Raw genomic sequence first — 15,789 nt, 5'->3', positions numbered from 1 at the left:
GCCCATGACCTGGCAACAATTCCTGGTGCTGGGTCTGCTGGCTGCTCTCGTGGCCCTGCTGATCCAGGGCAAACTCCGCCCGGCGCTGCTCTTCTCGGGCGCCGTGCTCATCACCTACCTGAGCGGGCTGGCGGATATCAATGCCGTGGTGGCGGGCTACACCAACAGTGCCCTGCTGACGCTGGTGCTGTTGCTGCTGGTGTCGCTGGCGGTGGAGAAGACCCGCATCATGAGCTGGTTCGCCAATCTGGTGGGCACGGGGTCATTCAACAAGGTGCTGGTGAAGGTGTGGTTCTCCACAGCCTTCCTGTCGGCGTTCGTCAACAACACCGCCGTGGTGGCCTCCATGCTGGGAGCGGTCAAACGCAACCCCAACCATGCGCCGTCGCGACTGCTGCTGCCCATGTGCTTCGCGGCCACCTTTGGCGGGGTGCTGACCCTGATCGGCACCTCCACCAACCTGATCGTCAACAGCTTCCTCATCAAGATGGGGGCGCCGCCGCTCGGCATGTTCGACTTCTTTATGGTGGGAGCGGGTACCCTGCTGACCGGTCTGGTGGCCGTGCTGCTGTTTGCCCGTCACCTGCCGGAGCAGGATACCGAGATGAGCCGCGAATCCGGCTATTTTCTCGAAGCCAAGGTGGGCGCAGGTTCACCGCTGGCGGGGCGCAGCGTCAAGGAGAACGGCCTTCGCAGCCTGAAAAGCCTCTATCTGGCGGAAATTATTCGCGGCGATCAGGTGATCTGCCCGGTGCAGCCTGAACACGAACTGCACGAAGGGGACGTGCTGCTCTTTTGCGGCGACGTGGAGAGCGTCGGCGTATTGCAGGAGATGAAGGGGCTGGATCTCTACGGCCAGCACCGCCTCAACGGCCAGCATCTGGTGGAGGTGATCGTCAGCCACAGCTCGCGGCTGGTGGGTCAGACCATCAAGGATGCCGAATTTCGCACTCACTTTGATGCGGTGGTGCTAGCGGTGCGCCGCGGCGAAACCCAGCTCACCGGCGGTCTCGGCCAGATTGAACTGCACGCCGGTGATACCCTGCTGCTGGCCCCCGGCCCCCAGTTTGCCCGCAACAAATCGCTGGGGCGGGAGTTTGTGGTGGTGAGCGGGCTGGAAGCCTCCACCCGTCTCGATGGCAAGCGCAGCGCCGCCGTGGTGCTGGGTTTTCTCGGGGTGCTGGCACTCTCGGTGTTTGATCTGGTGCCGCTGTTCAAGGGGCTGCTGTTGATGCTGGTGGCGCTGCTGCTCACCCGCATTCTGACCCTGGACGAGATCCGCCGCCGCTTTCCGCTGGATATTTGGCTGGTGGTGGGCGGGGCGCTCGCCATCGCCGATCAGCTGGAAAAGAGCGGGCTGGCCAAGCTTATCGCCGACTGGCTGATGGGGGAGTTCAACGGTGCCAGCCCCATCATCGCCTTTATCGGTATTTATGTGTTTACGCTGGTGCTGACCGAGCTGATGAGCAACAACGCAGCGGCCGCTCTGGCTTTTCCCATGGGTTACCAGCTGGCGCTCAGCATGGATGTTTCGACCATGCCGTTTATTCTGGCGGTGCTGTTTGGGGCGAGTTCCAGCTTTATCCTGCCTTACGGCTACCAGACCAACCTGATGGTCTATGCAGCGGGCAACTACAAGATGCCGGACTACCTCAAGCTGGCCCTGCCGGTCTCGCTGGCCTATAGCCTCGGGGTGATTGTGATGGTGCCCCTGCTTTTTCCGTTTTAAGGCGTGTTGGGTGAGCAATGCCATGGCATCAGCAGGTTGTCGGCTGATAGTCCGAGGCTGCTCCCCGTAGTGCCGGACAGTTTAAGTTTTGAGGCGTGAGCGCCAATCAAGGAGTGTTGGATGAGCAATATCGTGTGGCACAAGCATGCCGTGGACAAACAGAGCCGGGCCGAGCTTAAAGGGCAAAAACCGCTGGTGATCTGGTTTACCGGGCTGTCGGGGGCGGGCAAATCGACCCTGGCGGGGGCGCTGGAGCAGGCGCTGGCGGCACAAGGCAAGCACACCTATCTGCTGGATGGGGACAATGTGCGCCACGGCCTGTGCGGGGATCTCGGCTTCGACGATGCTGCGCGGCAGGAGAATATCCGCCGGGTCGGCGAGGTGGCAAAACTGATGGTGGATGCGGGCCTTATCGTGCTCACCGCCTTTATCTCGCCGTTCCGTGTCGAGCGGGAGCTGGTACGCAATCTCTTGGGGGAAGGGGAGTTTGTCGAAGTCTTTGTCGATGCGCCGCTCGCCATCTGCGAAGAGCGCGACCCGAAAGGGCTCTATAAAAAAGCGCGGGCGGGGGAAATTCGCAATTTTACCGGTATCGACTCCGCCTATGAGGCACCGGAACAGCCGGAAATCCATTTGCTTAACACCGGCAAGCCGGTCGCTGCGCTGGTGGATGAGCTGCTGACCGCCCTGCGGCAGGGGAACTACCTGTAGCTGGATCGGAAGAACCTGTAACAAGCGCCTGGCGGCAGCCACTATAAGCAAAAATTTGGTCATTATCGGAAAGCCCATAAATCCAGCTTATAGTGGCACCCGCAAGTCTTGAGCCACCCCAAGGCGGGCGATAGCAACCCCGCAAGGGGAACTCCCGATTTTTGCTTATGCCATTGCGGGATTATTCGCGATTGTCCGAATACGCTTCGCTATTCGAACCTACGGGCTGGTTTTTTTCTATAAGATAAAAATACTCTTTGGGTACGGGCCGCCCAGGTCTTGAACGATATGTTTTGTAAATAGCCTGTTTATCTTCATCAAAGCCGATACCATCCATTAAACAAGCATCTGCTAAAATCGCCTCTTCTTTTCGCAGTTTTAAATAATTGACTCTTAGCCACTTAATCATAGCTTTGCGTAAAGCAAAGCCGTTATCATCTCTTGGGTTTAAATGAGATTTAATCCACAAAACATTAATGCAAAACCCCAAATATCTAGCCGCCATATAATTAGGGTATTTGTTGAATTCACAGATTGCATCGTAAATTTTTCTTCTCAGCTTATGCGAGATTATTTTTTGTGCAGAGGTTCTAGCCGCAAAACCCTCCATTAACTTATACCAAGTGACATTGTGCTGAATATACCAGCACGTTTCAACAGGCTCTTTAATATATGCTGAGGCATGTATTATTTCAAAATATAGAGCTGCTATGTAATCGCAAACAGATTGTTCACTATAATTCCTAATCCTCAGTTTTACTTCTTCATTAATATGGTCATAGCTGTTGAGCGCCTCAGTCATGTTTATTGCAAAATCAATAGCAATTTTGAATCTTTCCAGTTCTTTACTTTGATATATATTTGTTGACTTTGTATCGACGTGTACGATACACATTGAAGTACCCTTAATTAAATCAATTGCTCGGAAAAATATGCTTGTATGAGAGCCGATATATTTATTTTTTAAAAATGATTTAAAGCATAAAACAACTGAGTTGCAGTATTTTTCTAGCTGTGAGTTATCCCATTGTTGGAAATAAGAATAGTCAACATCCAGTGGGGAGAGACCATTAGATAGCTTTTCAATTAAACGGTAGTCTCCATATAGACTGTTACTTAATGGCTTTATATGACCTAGTAAATCAGAGGAAAACTTGCCTCCCTCATAATATAGTTGAGAGTTTTTGTTGTTTAAAAATGAATTTGATAAATTATAGGCAAGTAATGAGAAGCTATTATTGTAAATTGATTTTAAAGAAGCTAACTTTTCGAAGTACCTTATGGCAGTAGAAGGTGAATTGACAGCAATACTGTCGCAAAATCTTTTGTTGGCGAGAAGCAAGATAACATCATTAGCAAAGTATATTTCGTGTTCTATAGGTAGTCCATCGCCTTTTGCATCTGGTGAATTAGCTATATCTATAATGCTTTCTATTGAACGACCGACTTCATAACTAATAATATCTAATTCTGACTTATTTCCTCTTAATAAGGCTTGATATAGTACATTTGAGTATTTTTTATAGTTTCTATGGTTGAATATTGGTGGTTTAATGAATGCAAACCAGATCCAAACTGAAATTAGGATGAGGAATGTAAGTGCTAGGATAGATTGCCATAGTGCTTGAGAAATATTCCATGTAAAGGTAGGCCAAGATTGAGCGACCCAAAGTTCAGTTGTTAATGTTCCTACTCCAATGATTGGAATCGCAGCAAAAGTTATTTTATGTAAGTCTACTGATGATGTTGAAACTCTAAATTTATAACGGAAGTCAGTTATTGTATAAACAATGACAAGAAGTGCAAGGCCAGAAATGAACTCGGAAAAACCAAATATCGTATCAGTGCTGCTGCTTGCTTTTATAAGGCAAATATCAAAAAGTATCCAGTCACAGTTTATTGACATTGTTAAATACTCACAATTACATTTTTATTGCATACATAAACGAAGTTCTGTTGACATAAACTGAATTTATGATGTTAGTGCTTCAAGAAGCAACGAGGTAAAGATCTCATATATTTGGCGTTGCTACGTTTTACCCTAACCTACAAAATCCACGCTACCGCCCCTGAATTTCAGCCTCCAGTCTGCTGCTTGTTACCTGCGTTTTGGCACTGGTTTGGTTCATAGCTGACTCCTGCAAGAGGTTGCCAAGCGGCTATGTTACCGAACGGGGCTCAGGTGAAAAGCGCAAGCGGGCCGTTTCCTGAGCAAGATCAATAAATTAATCATTAATGGGTTTAAATGTGGTCACTCAACCGCTTGGGCCCATTAGCGCAGAGGGAAATCGGACAGTGAAACGGCAGTGTCGCCTTTTGCTGGCGGGCATTAAAAAACCCTATGAGCCCAAAGGCCCATAGGGTTTGTCTGCGGTGATTATTTGGGTAGTGGTTATCTGGCTTGGCGTACCGGCACGGCGCGGGTGGTGGCCACTTCGTAGCGGCTTTGGCTTGTCGGAGCCCCCTTCTGGAACTGGCGTACCAGCCGGTCGAGATCGCTTAACTGGTTTACCAGCTGGGTGATGCCGTGCACGGCGTGCTGGCTGCCGACGCTGGAGTCATCGGCCAGGGTCTTGATGCTGAGCACGTTGCGGTTTATCTCGGCGGTGACGTGGAACTGCTCCTGCACCGCCTGGGCAATCTGGCCGCTGCCGGAGGCGACCTGCTGCAGCATATCGTTGATCTGCTGGAGAATGGTGCCGGTTGCCGAGGCTTTTTGCTGGCAGCTCTCGGAGAGTTGGCAGCCCTTCTCCATCGCCTGCTCTGCATCCCCGGCGCTGGTTTGCAGCTCGGTGATCATCTTCTGGATTTCGCTGGTCGAGGATTGGGTCTTGATGGCGAGCGTGCGGATCTCGTCGGCCACCACCGAGAAGCCGCGGCCCGCTTCGCCAGCACGTGCTGCTTCGATGGCGGCATTGAGGGCCAGCAGGTTGGTCTGGTTGGCGATGTTGTTGATCACATCGAGGATGCCATCGATATCGCGGCAGTGGCCGACCAGCGCACTGATCACGCTCTTGGAGGTGGTCAGCTCGCTGTTCATACCCGCCACGGCAGCCACGGTTTCGGCCACGCTGTGGTTGCCGCTCTTGAACAGGTCGGCGGTCTCGTCCAGCAGGCTGGAGGATTCGCTGGAGCTCTGTGAAACCTCGCGAATGGATTCCGACATCTCGGTCACGGCAGTGGCTACCTGATTGGTTTCGGCCTGCTGCTGTTGCAGGTTGTCGGTGATGGATTCGGCGTTGCGCAGATCCCCTTCGGCGGCCTGCAGGATCTTGCTGCAAGTCTGCTGGGTGCGGGCCAGCACGGCGTTGAACTCGGCCTGATTCATCAGCATCGAGAGTTCGATGGCGGCGATGTTGTCCACCTTGTTGGTGTAGAGCAGCTGCATCAGCGGGTTGTCAAAGCGGCTGCGGGCCATCTTGTTGAGCTTGCCGAGGCGGCGGGAGAGGACATTCAGGGTGATGGCCGCTATCGCCAGCGGCAGGGCGGCCAGCGCCAGTTGCCAGTTCATGTCGTGGTTGTAGCCCAGCGCAAACATGGCGAGCAGGCTCAGCAGCAGGCAGAGGTTGATGGCCAGGGTATGGGAGAAGGTGGGCAACTTGAGCGCCAGCGGCAGCTTGTTGTTGCGAAGGTCGGCATAGACCTTCTCGGCCCGCTGTTTGATCTCTTCGCTTGGGGCGGTGCGCACCGACTGATACTCCACCACCCGGCCGCTGGCATCCTTGATGGGGGTGACAAAGGCGCTGACCCAGTAGTGATCGCCACTCTTGCAGCGGTTTTTCACCGGTCCCATCCAGCTCTTGCCTTCGCGGATATGGTTCCACAGATCGGCAAAGGCCTGTTTCGGCATGTCAGGATGGCGCACCAGATTGTGGTGTTCCCCCACCAGCTCGTCGAGCTGGAAGCCTGCAATCTCGCAGAACTCATCGTTGGCGTAGGTGATGCGGCTCTCCAGATCCGTGGTGGAAATCAGGCTCTGGTGGTCTGGATAGAGACGTTCTCTTTGGGTAACCGGTTGATTGATTCTCATGGCCTTACTCCCGAGCTGTGATGGTTAAATTTTGATCTTCATCAAGACATCTGCAAGGGGTGGGCCAGCTGGCAAAAGCTAATGACTGATGTGTTATTAGTGCCGTTTTGGCAGGAAAAAAACGTTGCTGTTTGCAATATGCAACGGATCTGACGGGGTGTGCCTCTGCGGCATCTGCAATTTGCAACCTATTCTGGACAAGCCCATAAGCTGGAAGCCAGCAGCTTGATGCGAAGGAACCACAAACAGACGGGGCATCCGCTGCCCCGCCAGAGATCAGGGGAGAGGGTCGGGAGCGGGTGAGGAGGGTGTGCTGACGAGCTGCATCACTTCAATCTGGATACCCTGCACCAGCACAGTTTTCAGATCCTGCAGGTACTCCTCCAGCGGCGACTCTTGCAGCAGCTGGGCAAGCTCGTTGCCCACCGGGGTGAGGCGGTAGTAGAGCAGGGTGATGTTGTTCTGCTTGCACTGCAGCCGCCAGCGCTGGTTGCCGAACTCCAGCTCGACCCCATCGGCGGGCAGTGGGCCGGACTCCAGCTCAGCGCGGTGCAGCAGCCCGAGCTCAAACAGTTGCAGCAGGGCGTTGTAGGGCAGTCGGTATTTGCCAAGGCCAAGGCGCGTCGCCTTGGCGCGGCTCAGCAAACTGGCCCCCTTGTGCAGCCCCAGCAGCAGTCGCTGCTCGTCGCTGCCGGTGTAGTGGCAGGTCAGTGAACAGATGCGCTGGAACAGCTGGGCCTCGCGCTGGGTCATCTCTTTGAGGGTGGCGAGCGCCCGGATGGAGAAGCGGCCCGGTGTAGCTACTTCCAGCGCGAAGATCCGCCCCCACAGCTGCTGCATCGGCACCATGCTGATATCTTCCGCCAGTTGCAGGAAGCGGGTCAGCCAGTCGCTGTCCATCTCGCCGCCGGCGGCCGTCTCTTCGCAGTGGCGGGAGGCCATCACCATGATGGCTTCCAGATTGCGCTGGCGGGCGGCCTGATCCGCCAGATGGCGAAAGGTGGCGCGCTGTTCGAAGGTGCTGTCGGTATTGCGGGTGAGCATGCCGTCTATGCCGCGACTGCGCGCCAGACGCAGGGTCTGCTCCTGGCTGCTCAGGATCGAACTCTCTTTCTTCGGGGGGGGGAGGTCTGCCATGCTGACTCCATTCGCACAGGTTCTGGAGCTGAATGTTACTCCAACCGGGATGCCAAGATAACAAAGCGGCCTCCGTGGAGGCCGCTTTTTTTGCAACGGGAGGATTACTCCTCGTAGACGCTCACCTCGACCGCTTCCATCGAATAGGAGGCGGTGGCCATCTCGTGGCTGGAGCTGACCGTGCGCATCTTGCCCTTCACCCAGATGGCGTCCCACAGATCATCCACCGGCGCACCCTTGGGGTAGCTCACATAGATCACCTGATTGGTGGGGGGCGGCGGCACATGGATGCAGGCGCCGAAGTAGGGTACCAGCAGGAAGGCGGTGATCTTCTTGGCGTCCCCTTCCAGCGGCACCACGAAGCCCGGAATGCGCACATCCTGGTTGTCCAGCTTCTTGTTCACCCCGCCCACCGGTTGCGGCACCGACATGGGATCTTCGTGATTGACCTGGGGCGGTGGCAGCAGTTTCTCCCCTTCCGGGATCAGCACATCCCAGTCGATGGTCTTGTAGTCGGCGGCCAGGGCGGGCAGCACCAGCAGGCTGGCGAGCAGCGCCACAATTTTCCACTTCATCATCTGTCCTTCTGTTTCTATTTTTGGGCGTCTCGCTAGACGCGAATGCTCATGCCATCGCTCAGGCTGTAGCGGTAAGCGCGTGCAGCAGGGAGTAGGCCGATCACCATGCCTGCCAGCCACACGACCCCCAGCAACTGCCACTCGTAGGCGCTCGGCAGCCCCAGACTCAGTTGCAGGCCATAGTGGCTGAGCAGCCAGGGCGAGGCAAGCCCCTGCCCCAGATAGAGCACGGCGACCCCGAGAGCGATGCCGACCGTGGTCAGCGCCATGGCTTCCAGCGCCAGCAGCAGGAACAGGTGGGCAGGGCCCGCACCGAGGGATCGCAATATGGCGAGCTCCCGGCGCCGCTCGTTAAGCCCCGCCAGCAATGTGGTCAGCATGCCGATAAGGCCCGCAACCACCACGAAACCAGCGATCACCGAGAGGGCGGTTTCCGCCACGCTCATCAGACTCCACAGCTCCTGCAGGGCGGCCCCCGGCAGGATCGCCATCAGCGGCTCCTTGGGATAGGTGTTGACGCTGCGCTGCAGCTGGAACGCCAGAATGCGGTTGCTCAAGCCCACCATAAAGGCGGTGATGGTTTTCGGGGTAAGATCCTGCGCCAGCGCTTGCTCCGGCGTCACGTTCTTGCTGTGGCGACCGGTATCCCAACCGAGATGGATCGCCTCGATCCCCGCCAGCGGCACATGGATGGTGCGATCGATGGGCGTACCGGTCGGCGCCAGAATGCCCACCACCTTGAATGGCAGATTGTCGTGCTGGCTGAACGAGGTGTTGCCAGCGCCGTGGGCGATGACGATGGATTGATCAAGGTGATAGCCGAGCTTCTCGGCCACCTGGGCGCCCAGCACCGCTTCAAACGGCGTCTCGAACGGTCGCCCTTCCCGCAGTTGCAGCGACTGTTGCTGACCGTACTTCAGGTGGGTGAAGTAGTCGCCATTGGTGCCGAGCACCCGAAATCCCTTGTGGGAGTCACCAAGGGAGAGCGGGATGGTCCAGGCGACGCCCGGTTTCTGCTTGATGACCTGATAGGAGTCCCACCCCACGTTGTTGGTGGGGTTGCCGATGCGAAACACCGAGTAGAGCAGCAGGTTAACCTGACCGGAGCGGGCGCCGACGATGAGATCGGTCCCCGAGACGGTGTTGGAGAAACTTTCGCGGGCCTGGGTGCGCACCCGTTCCACCCCGAGCAGCAGGGTGACGCTGATGGCGACGGCCAGCAGGGTGAGCCCGGCGGTGAGGCGGCGGGCCCAGAGACTTTGCAGGGCGAGTTTTAGCACGTGACCCTCCGGTTTTGTTGTCGTACCGCGTGGGTACGCATGGCATTCATCAGGGAGACGCAGTGTTGAACGGTGCTCAGCATGATGCCCTCCGGTTGAGCTGTTGCAGGTTTTCGACCCGCGGGAACAGGGGTTCGAGATAAGGGTCGTGGCTGACGAAGATCAGGGTCGAGCTCTGCTTGTCACACTCCTCGAACAACAGCTTGATAAAGGCGGCCCGGTTGTCGGTGTCGAGTGCAGAGGTGGGCTCGTCGGCGATCACCAGCGGTGGCGAGCCGATCAGCGCCCGTGCGGCGGCAACCCGTTGCTGCTGGCCGATGCTGAGGGCATGAACGGGGCGGTGCAGCGCCTCGTCCGGCAGTTGCAGCTCCGCCAGCAGACGGCGCGCCTCCTGCTCCGGGCTCCCTTGCAGGCGGGCCCGTTTGGCGGGCGAAAAGGTGAGGGCAGCGGTCACGTTGTCTTGCACCGAGAGAAAGGGCAGCAGATTGAACTGCTGGAAGATATAACCCAGATTGGCCGCCCGGAAGTGGTCACGGGCACGGCCAGAGAGCCGGGCCAATGGTTGGCCCAGCACCTCCAGGGTGCCGTGGTTGGCGGTCTGGATCCCGGCCAGCAACCCGAGCAGGGTCGACTTGCCAGAGCCCGACGGGCCCTTGATAAAGACCCGCTCACCCTCGCGGATGGTGAGGGCGGGCAGATCGAGTACAGCGTCGCCACCTGGCCAGGCAAAGGCCAGATCGCGGATCTCAACCACGGCTTTTTTCATGGCGTTACCAGCTCAGCTTGTTGGCGGACGGGGTCAGCTCGCCAGCGGTCTGGCCGGTGGGCAGGATCCCCTGCACGCTCAGCTTCTCAAGGCTCGGATAGACGCTGAACAGGGTCGCCTCAAGGCCGGTCAGTTTGGCTGGCGTGGCGCAGGTGTAGGTGTACATGGCGCCCATATCGGCGTGACCCGCTTCGTCATGATTATGCTGGTCTTCATGTTTGTCGCTGGCAGCCTTGTCATGGTCATGGTCATGGTCATGGTCATGGTCATGGTCATGGTCGTGATCGTGATCATGCTCTTCTTTGGCGGCTTGCAGCTCCTGCTGGGTCAGTTTGCAGCCAGCGGTCGGGTCGAAGCGGAACAGGGCGTCAGGCTGCTGGAGGCGGGCGACCGCCTTGGCATACTGCGCCTTCTCTTCATCGCTCTTGGCGGCGTGCTCGAAGCCCACCAGATCGGCTGCGGGTGCCTGCAGTTCGATCATCAACTGGTCGCCATCGACCACCAGATTGAGGTGGCCGTGGCCATGCTCGTGGGCGCCGTGGCTGTGGCTCTCGTGTTCGTCGTGATTTGCGTGTGCGCCAAAGGCCGCTGCGGCCAGCAACAGAGTAACTGCTTTCATCTTTAATCCTTTTTTCAAAACAAATAGTGAACTTAAACAAAGGGATAGATAAAAACAGAGGCGGGCGGCGCACGGATGGCATAGCTGTGAAGCGTGGCGGTATCTGCCGAGCGTTGCATGGTTGCAACTGCGGGCAGAACAGAGGTCGAACCGGGGAAACAATAGGGGGTAGCGGTGATGACCTGTTTGCCATCCAGATGGAGGGCGCAGACCAGGCAGTGATGGTCGTCGTGGCCGGGCAGGGCAGATTCAAACTGGTGCCGGGCAAGGGCAGGCTGCAGCCATAACCAGCCCAGCAGCAAGATCCAGATTTTCAGCTTGATACGACCCATAGACCCTTATGGAAAGGGCGCCATCAGCGCCCTTTCTCTCTGACTTAGAGATGGGACTTGATGAGCCCCATCACGGTAGCAATGTTGTTGGCATCGAGCTGGCCATCTTTGGCAAACAGCACCTTGCCCTCTTTATCCAGCAGGATGATCGCCGAGCTTTCCGGCGTCAGATCCCAGGCGTTGCGCGCCATGCCCTTGGCATCCAGCACCATGGCGGACCAGGGGAACTCTTTCTTGCTGTCCTCGGCACTGCTCTTCACGAAGCCGGAGGTGCCCCAGATGGCGTCATTGCTGTTGATGACGGTAACGGTCTGGTACTTGTCTTGCGGCAACTTGGCGGCCTTGATCGCCTCGATCATCGGGGCGTTCAGCTCCTTGGCACTGGAGCGACCGGCAATATGCTGGATCAGAAACACCTTGCCGGTGAGCGAGGTGCTCTGCCACGGCTGGTAGCCGATATCCTTGCCGTTCAGTACCAGCTCACCCTTGTCGCTGACATTGACCAGCGGCACCGGGTTGCCATCCTTGAAGTTGTGAGCAAAGACCAGAGATGGCAGCAGCGCCAAAGTAAGTACGAGATGTTTCATCCTGATGACACTCCATTTGTTATGTTATAACGAGTTTCGGATTGAGGGAATGGGCGAGCTTCATCCTAAACTGATCGGATCTGTTTAAAAAGTGTTAAATAAGATCGCAATTCAGAAGCGTCGGCGCCCCGCCAGTCAGGTTGTTGGCTGGCAAGGGCGGCTAGGATGGCATGACATCGATAAAAATCAATGAATTGGCTGCTGGTCTGAGCTGTCTGCGTCAGTAGAGCGACTCGCTGATGAGGGGGATCTTGGCCATGGTCATCTGCTGGGCCAGCAGGGACGAGCCGGTCAGCAACACATGGCGCTGATTGTTGATCACCACCACATCACCGGGCACGCCACTGTCTGCCGTAATGGCCAACCAGGCTGGGGAGACGCTGCCGATGCTGATATCCGGATAGATGATGCTGAGCACATATTGCGGGGCCAGCTCTGCCAGCAGGCTTGCCATCAGCAGAGCCTTCTCATCGCTGTCGGCCTTGTTATCTTGCAGTGCCTGCAGCGGCGGCGCGAAGTGATCCAGCTGCTCCGGCTGGGTGGGGATGGCGTTTAGCCACTCCTGCATCAGGCTGACGCTGGTGGCGAGATCCTTGGCGGCAAACTGCTGCGCCAGCGGCTTGAGATGCCCCTTGAAGTGGTAGAAGAGCTGGGAGTAATCGGGGCGTACGCAAGGCAGTTTGCGATTGGCAGGATGGACGCAGGGGATCACCCTCATCTGGTAGAAGGCATCCTCCTGATACTGCTGGTAGGCTTGCCAAAACAGCATCGACTCCATGCTGTCGTCCCGCAGGGTGAAGGCCTGCTCCAGATTGCGAAATTTGGTAGCTGTCTCGGGGCTGCTCTGATTGATCAGGTTGATGCTGTTGTAGAGCCGCGGGCTGATGTAGGCGTAAAGGGTCTCCAGCGGATTGGTGAGAGAGGCCTTCAGCAGGCTCATCTCGTGGCGACTGGCGGCCATCACCTGATCGTCGGTGGTCAGCTGGAAGTGCTTGCGCTGGCCATCGGTGGATTGCCACTGCCAGCTCATGTTGATCTCGCTGGCGTTGCTTGTGGCGCCAAGGGTGGTGTAGAGAGTGAGGCTGAGCAACAGCGCGGGGGTCAGCTTCATGGTGGTGCTTCCTGCCGTGGACGATAATTAACAACTAGGTGAGCCGGCACCACTTTGGTGATGTTTCGTTTTGTGATCTGGATAACAGATTGATGTGACTTTTAATTTAATTGTGAAATTAAGTCACTCTGGAGGGGTTATGAAGCCTTGGATCATAGTGCTGTCTGGGTTGCTCAGCCTGCCAGCCATGGCGGGTCAGGTGATCGTTAACAAGGGGATGTCCGTTGCGGATACCTTTGCCCTGCGCGATCAGTTGGCGCGCGAACACGAATGGCAGGAGTGGCTGCGCTACCAGCAGGCCATCAAGTGGTTGGAGGTATTGCCGGTCAACTGCGAGCTGATGAGCCAGCCGGGCGGCGGCTATCGCTGTGGCGGTGATTACTATCGTCCCTACCAAAAAGATGGTCGTGAAATATACATTCAGGGTAATCCTGCTGGAGATGCGACCGGTCAGCTGCCGCAAACACCGACAAAAAAGGCGCCATAAGGCGCCTTTTTTTACAAACCGAGTGACGCTTACTTGGCAGCGTAACGCTCGGCAGAGGTCTTGATCTCGGCTTCGGCAGCGGCCTTGTCGCCCCAACCTTCCACCTTGACCCATTTGCCCGCTTCCAGCTCTTTGTAGCGCTCGAAGAAGTGCTGGATCTGGGCTTTCAGCAGTTCCGGCAGATCGTTCACATCCTGGATGTGGTCGTACTGCTTGGTCAGCTTGGAGTGCGGTACAGCAACGATCTTGGCATCTTCGCCAGATTCGTCGGTCATCTTCAGCACGCCAACCGGGCGGCAGCGAATGACGGAACCGGCCAGCAGCGGGTAGGGGGTCGGAACCAGTACGTCGACGGGGTCACCATCCAGAGAGAGGGTCGCGTTCACGTAGCCGTAGTTACACGGATAGAACATCGGGGTAGACATGAAGCGATCGACGAAAATAGCACCGCTGTCCTTGTCGACTTCGTATTTGATCGGGTCGGCATTCTGCGGGATTTCGATGATGACATAGATATCGTCGGGCAGGCTCTTGCCGGCCGGTACCAGGTTCAGGCTCATGATAATTCCTTCGTTGTTAGTATCAGGTTTGCAGGCCGATATTATAGCGATGTGATGTTAAATGACCATATTTCAGCGGATATCGCTAACAAAGAAGGGGGATGTTTCCGCTTTGCGGCACTTTGATGTGTGCGGGATGCAACAAAATGGCTGTTTTGATGCCCTGCCGCTGACCTTGGTCACCGGCAGGGCATGTGGAGTTGCGAGCAAAGGGGGTCAGAGCGAGTAGGGGAGTCTCGACTCGTTGACCAGTCGCGACAGGGCTGTCACTACATGAGGGTCAAACTGGGTGCCGGAGCGGGACTGGATATACTCCATGGTCTGCGCCAGCGTCCAAGGCTCCTTGTAGGGGCGCTTGCTGAGCAGGGCATCGAATACATCGACTACCGCCACAATCCGCGCCGACAGCGGGATCTGCTGACCAGCCAGCTGCTGCGGGTAGCCCTTGCCATCGAAGTGTTCATGGTGGCCCCGAGCGATTTCGGCGCCGAGAGAGAGGTAGCTGGTTCCCTCCACCATTTCACCCGCCTTGTGCAGGATATTGGCGCCGATACCGGCGTGCTGCTCCATGATGGCCCGCTCTTCCGGGTCGAAACGCCCCGGCTTGTGCAGGATATGGTCCGGGGTGCCCACCTTGCCCACATCGTGCAGGATGGAGGCCATGCCGATCATCTCGACAAACTCCGGGGTCAGCTGCTCAGGATAGGCCGCCATCTTCTTCAATTCGGCCACGATGGCATCCGAGAGCTTCTGTACCCGCAAGACATGCTCGCCGGTATCGGAGTCGCGAAACTCCGCCAGCGCCGCCAGTGCCACCACGGTGGCCTCTTGGGCGCGCAGCAACTGGTTGTAGAGATAGAGGTTGTCGTAGGCCGCCGAGATGCGCTGGCAGAAGACATCCAGCAGATCGCATTCGAGGGGATCGAGAGGCTGGGTCGGGGTAAAACTCAACACGAACTCGCGACCATTCTGAGCGGCGATATAGAGGGAGTCCTGCGGGTGTTCAAAGCGGTTGCTGCGCGCCGCCAGTGCCTTCAGAACCGAGTCATTGAGGGTGGGGAAGTCGGTGATCTTGCCATCATCCAGCAGAGTCTCGTAGTCGCCGGTGGCGGCGAGGATCTCCAGCCCCTGTTCGCCGGGACGGCGCTCGGCGCAGATGGCCCCTTCGGTGCCCACATCGAGAATGGCGCTGATCTGTTTCAGCACGCCGGAGGCAAACTCCTTGAGTGAATGAAGATGGTAGAGATCGCCCGCCCCTTCCAGAATTTTGCCGAGCCCCTGACGGCTCTTGTCGATGGCACTGAGGGTTTCGTATGAGCGCAGGGATGCGATGACGGTGGTGTAGAGCTTTTGTACCGTCAGTTCGGTCTTGGTCTTGTAGTCATTGATGTCGTAATCGAGGATCACCCGCTGCTCTGGGGCTTGGCCGGGTTGGCCGGTACGCAGCACGATCCGCACCAGCGAGTTGTGCATTTCGTTACGGATCCGGTGCACCAGCCGCAGACCTGCGTCTTCGGTCTCCATCACCACATCGAGCAGGATCAGCGCAATCCTGGGATTGGCCTCCAGCATGCGGCCAGCTTCGGCGCCGCTGTAGGCATTGAGCAGCTCCAGCGGACGGGATTTGTAGTGAATGTTGGAGAGGGCCAGGCGGGTGGCATGATGGATATCCGGCTCATCATCCACGATCAGCACTTGCCATGGGTTGAGTGCCTTGGGGACCACGACCTCCTCATCATCGAGTTCGATGATGTCGTCGTCCAGCAAGATATCGTCCTTGTCTTGGGCACTGCTCATATCGGTTACGCCTCCGGCGCTCAATGAGTATGTGAACAGTATGCACGATCACATCCGCTCGGATC

General features: G+C 56.8%; 15 protein-coding genes. 3 read left to right on the top strand and 12 right to left on the bottom strand.

What is annotated here, in order from left to right; translation table 11 throughout:
- Nucleotides 1-4 precede the first annotated feature (4 nt).
- Both I6L47_RS10335 and cysC read left to right on the top strand, forming a co-directional pair.
- Nucleotides 5-1,729, top strand: a complete 1,725-nt coding sequence (locus tag I6L47_RS10335) for an SLC13 family permease (protein ID WP_005362933.1) — start codon at nt 5-7, stop codon at nt 1,727-1,729.
- A gap of 120 nt (nt 1,730-1,849) precedes the next feature.
- On the top strand, nt 1,850-2,440 hold the full coding sequence (gene cysC, locus I6L47_RS10330; RefSeq protein WP_216949273.1) for an adenylyl-sulfate kinase: 591 nt from the start codon (nt 1,850-1,852) through the stop codon (nt 2,438-2,440).
- A gap of 181 nt (nt 2,441-2,621) precedes the next feature.
- Here cysC and I6L47_RS10325 read toward each other — a convergent pair whose 3' ends face one another.
- From I6L47_RS10325 to I6L47_RS10280, 10 genes are all read right to left on the bottom strand, one after another.
- Nucleotides 2,622-4,346, bottom strand: coding sequence for a hypothetical protein (locus I6L47_RS10325; RefSeq protein ID WP_216949272.1), 1,725 nt, complete (start codon nt 4,344-4,346; stop codon nt 2,622-2,624).
- 486 nt (nt 4,347-4,832) lie between these two features.
- Complete coding sequence (locus I6L47_RS10320) at nt 4,833-6,470, bottom strand: PAS domain-containing methyl-accepting chemotaxis protein (protein WP_216949271.1); 1,638 nt, start codon at nt 6,468-6,470, stop codon at nt 4,833-4,835.
- Nucleotides 6,471-6,746: 276 nt separating this feature from the next.
- A complete protein-coding gene (locus I6L47_RS10315) occupies nt 6,747-7,607 on the bottom strand; it encodes a TIGR03899 family protein (protein ID WP_139410343.1) in 861 nt (286 codons plus the stop codon).
- A gap of 104 nt (nt 7,608-7,711) precedes the next feature.
- Nucleotides 7,712-8,185, bottom strand: a complete 474-nt coding sequence (locus I6L47_RS10310; RefSeq protein ID WP_026034852.1) for a DUF3299 domain-containing protein — start codon at nt 8,183-8,185, stop codon at nt 7,712-7,714.
- 32 nt (nt 8,186-8,217) lie between these two features.
- Nucleotides 8,218-9,465: an ABC transporter permease gene (locus I6L47_RS10305; protein ID WP_216949270.1), complete on the bottom strand. Its 1,248-nt coding sequence runs from the start codon at nt 9,463-9,465 to the stop codon at nt 8,218-8,220.
- A 76-nt stretch (nt 9,466-9,541) separates the two neighbouring features.
- Nucleotides 9,542-10,231 carry an ABC transporter ATP-binding protein gene (locus tag I6L47_RS10300; RefSeq protein ID WP_139436908.1) on the bottom strand — a complete coding sequence of 230 codons (690 nt, stop codon included), beginning with the start codon at nt 10,229-10,231 and terminating at the stop codon, nt 9,542-9,544.
- Between the two features lie 4 nt (nt 10,232-10,235).
- Nucleotides 10,236-10,850, bottom strand: coding sequence for a DUF2796 domain-containing protein (locus tag I6L47_RS10295; protein WP_216949269.1), 615 nt, complete (start codon nt 10,848-10,850; stop codon nt 10,236-10,238).
- Nucleotides 10,851-10,882: 32 nt separating this feature from the next.
- Complete coding sequence (locus I6L47_RS10290; protein WP_199427620.1) at nt 10,883-11,182, bottom strand: DUF2607 family protein; 300 nt, start codon at nt 11,180-11,182, stop codon at nt 10,883-10,885.
- 44 nt (nt 11,183-11,226) lie between these two features.
- Nucleotides 11,227-11,769, bottom strand: a complete 543-nt coding sequence (locus I6L47_RS10285; RefSeq protein WP_005343253.1) for a YtfJ family protein — start codon at nt 11,767-11,769, stop codon at nt 11,227-11,229.
- 220 nt (nt 11,770-11,989) lie between these two features.
- Nucleotides 11,990-12,880: a hypothetical protein gene (locus tag I6L47_RS10280; RefSeq protein ID WP_216949268.1), complete on the bottom strand. Its 891-nt coding sequence runs from the start codon at nt 12,878-12,880 to the stop codon at nt 11,990-11,992.
- Nucleotides 12,881-13,019: 139 nt separating this feature from the next.
- On the opposite strand from I6L47_RS10280, the gene I6L47_RS10275 reads away from it, so the two are divergent.
- Entirely contained in the window at nt 13,020-13,367 is a 348-nt protein-coding gene (locus tag I6L47_RS10275; RefSeq protein WP_110303535.1) for a hypothetical protein, read from the top strand.
- A 29-nt stretch (nt 13,368-13,396) separates the two neighbouring features.
- Here I6L47_RS10275 and ppa read toward each other — a convergent pair whose 3' ends face one another.
- Nucleotides 13,397-13,927: an inorganic diphosphatase gene (gene ppa / locus I6L47_RS10270; protein ID WP_005335667.1), complete on the bottom strand. Its 531-nt coding sequence runs from the start codon at nt 13,925-13,927 to the stop codon at nt 13,397-13,399.
- Between the two features lie 216 nt (nt 13,928-14,143).
- Nucleotides 14,144-15,724, bottom strand: a complete 1,581-nt coding sequence (locus tag I6L47_RS10265) for a DUF3369 domain-containing protein (RefSeq protein ID WP_201939161.1) — start codon at nt 15,722-15,724, stop codon at nt 14,144-14,146.
- Nucleotides 15,725-15,789 lie beyond the last annotated feature (65 nt).

It is taken from the genome of Aeromonas sp. FDAARGOS 1417 (genome assembly GCF_019046985.1).
GTDB classification, from domain to species: domain Bacteria; phylum Pseudomonadota; class Gammaproteobacteria; order Enterobacterales; family Aeromonadaceae; genus Aeromonas; species Aeromonas veronii.
The sequence above is the reverse complement of the archived record's forward strand: the minus strand, read 5'-3'. Positions and strand labels throughout refer to the sequence as shown.

Bases quoted from the DNA above. Each gene is read 5' to 3' on its own strand.
- I6L47_RS10335 (WP_005362933.1), top strand. From the start codon at position 5: ATGACCTGGCAACAATTCCTGGTGCTGGGTCTGCTGGCTGCTCTCGTG.
- cysC (WP_216949273.1), top strand. From the start codon at position 1,850: ATGAGCAATATCGTGTGGCACAAGCATGCCGTGGACAAACAGAGCCGG.
- I6L47_RS10325 (WP_216949272.1), bottom strand. From the start codon at position 4,346: ATGTCAATAAACTGTGACTGGATACTTTTTGATATTTGCCTTATAAAA.
- I6L47_RS10320 (WP_216949271.1), bottom strand. From the start codon at position 6,470: ATGAGAATCAATCAACCGGTTACCCAAAGAGAACGTCTCTATCCAGAC.
- I6L47_RS10315 (WP_139410343.1), bottom strand. From the start codon at position 7,607: ATGGCAGACCTCCCCCCCCCGAAGAAAGAGAGTTCGATCCTGAGCAGC.
- I6L47_RS10310 (WP_026034852.1), bottom strand. From the start codon at position 8,185: ATGATGAAGTGGAAAATTGTGGCGCTGCTCGCCAGCCTGCTGGTGCTG.
- I6L47_RS10300 (WP_139436908.1), bottom strand. From the start codon at position 10,231: ATGAAAAAAGCCGTGGTTGAGATCCGCGATCTGGCCTTTGCCTGGCCA.
- I6L47_RS10295 (WP_216949269.1), bottom strand. From the start codon at position 10,850: ATGAAAGCAGTTACTCTGTTGCTGGCCGCAGCGGCCTTTGGCGCACAC.
- I6L47_RS10290 (WP_199427620.1), bottom strand. From the start codon at position 11,182: ATGGGTCGTATCAAGCTGAAAATCTGGATCTTGCTGCTGGGCTGGTTA.
- I6L47_RS10285 (WP_005343253.1), bottom strand. From the start codon at position 11,769: ATGAAACATCTCGTACTTACTTTGGCGCTGCTGCCATCTCTGGTCTTT.
- I6L47_RS10280 (WP_216949268.1), bottom strand. From the start codon at position 12,880: ATGAAGCTGACCCCCGCGCTGTTGCTCAGCCTCACTCTCTACACCACC.
- I6L47_RS10275 (WP_110303535.1), top strand. From the start codon at position 13,020: ATGAAGCCTTGGATCATAGTGCTGTCTGGGTTGCTCAGCCTGCCAGCC.
- ppa (WP_005335667.1), bottom strand. From the start codon at position 13,927: ATGAGCCTGAACCTGGTACCGGCCGGCAAGAGCCTGCCCGACGATATC.
- I6L47_RS10265 (WP_201939161.1), bottom strand. From the start codon at position 15,724: ATGAGCAGTGCCCAAGACAAGGACGATATCTTGCTGGACGACGACATC.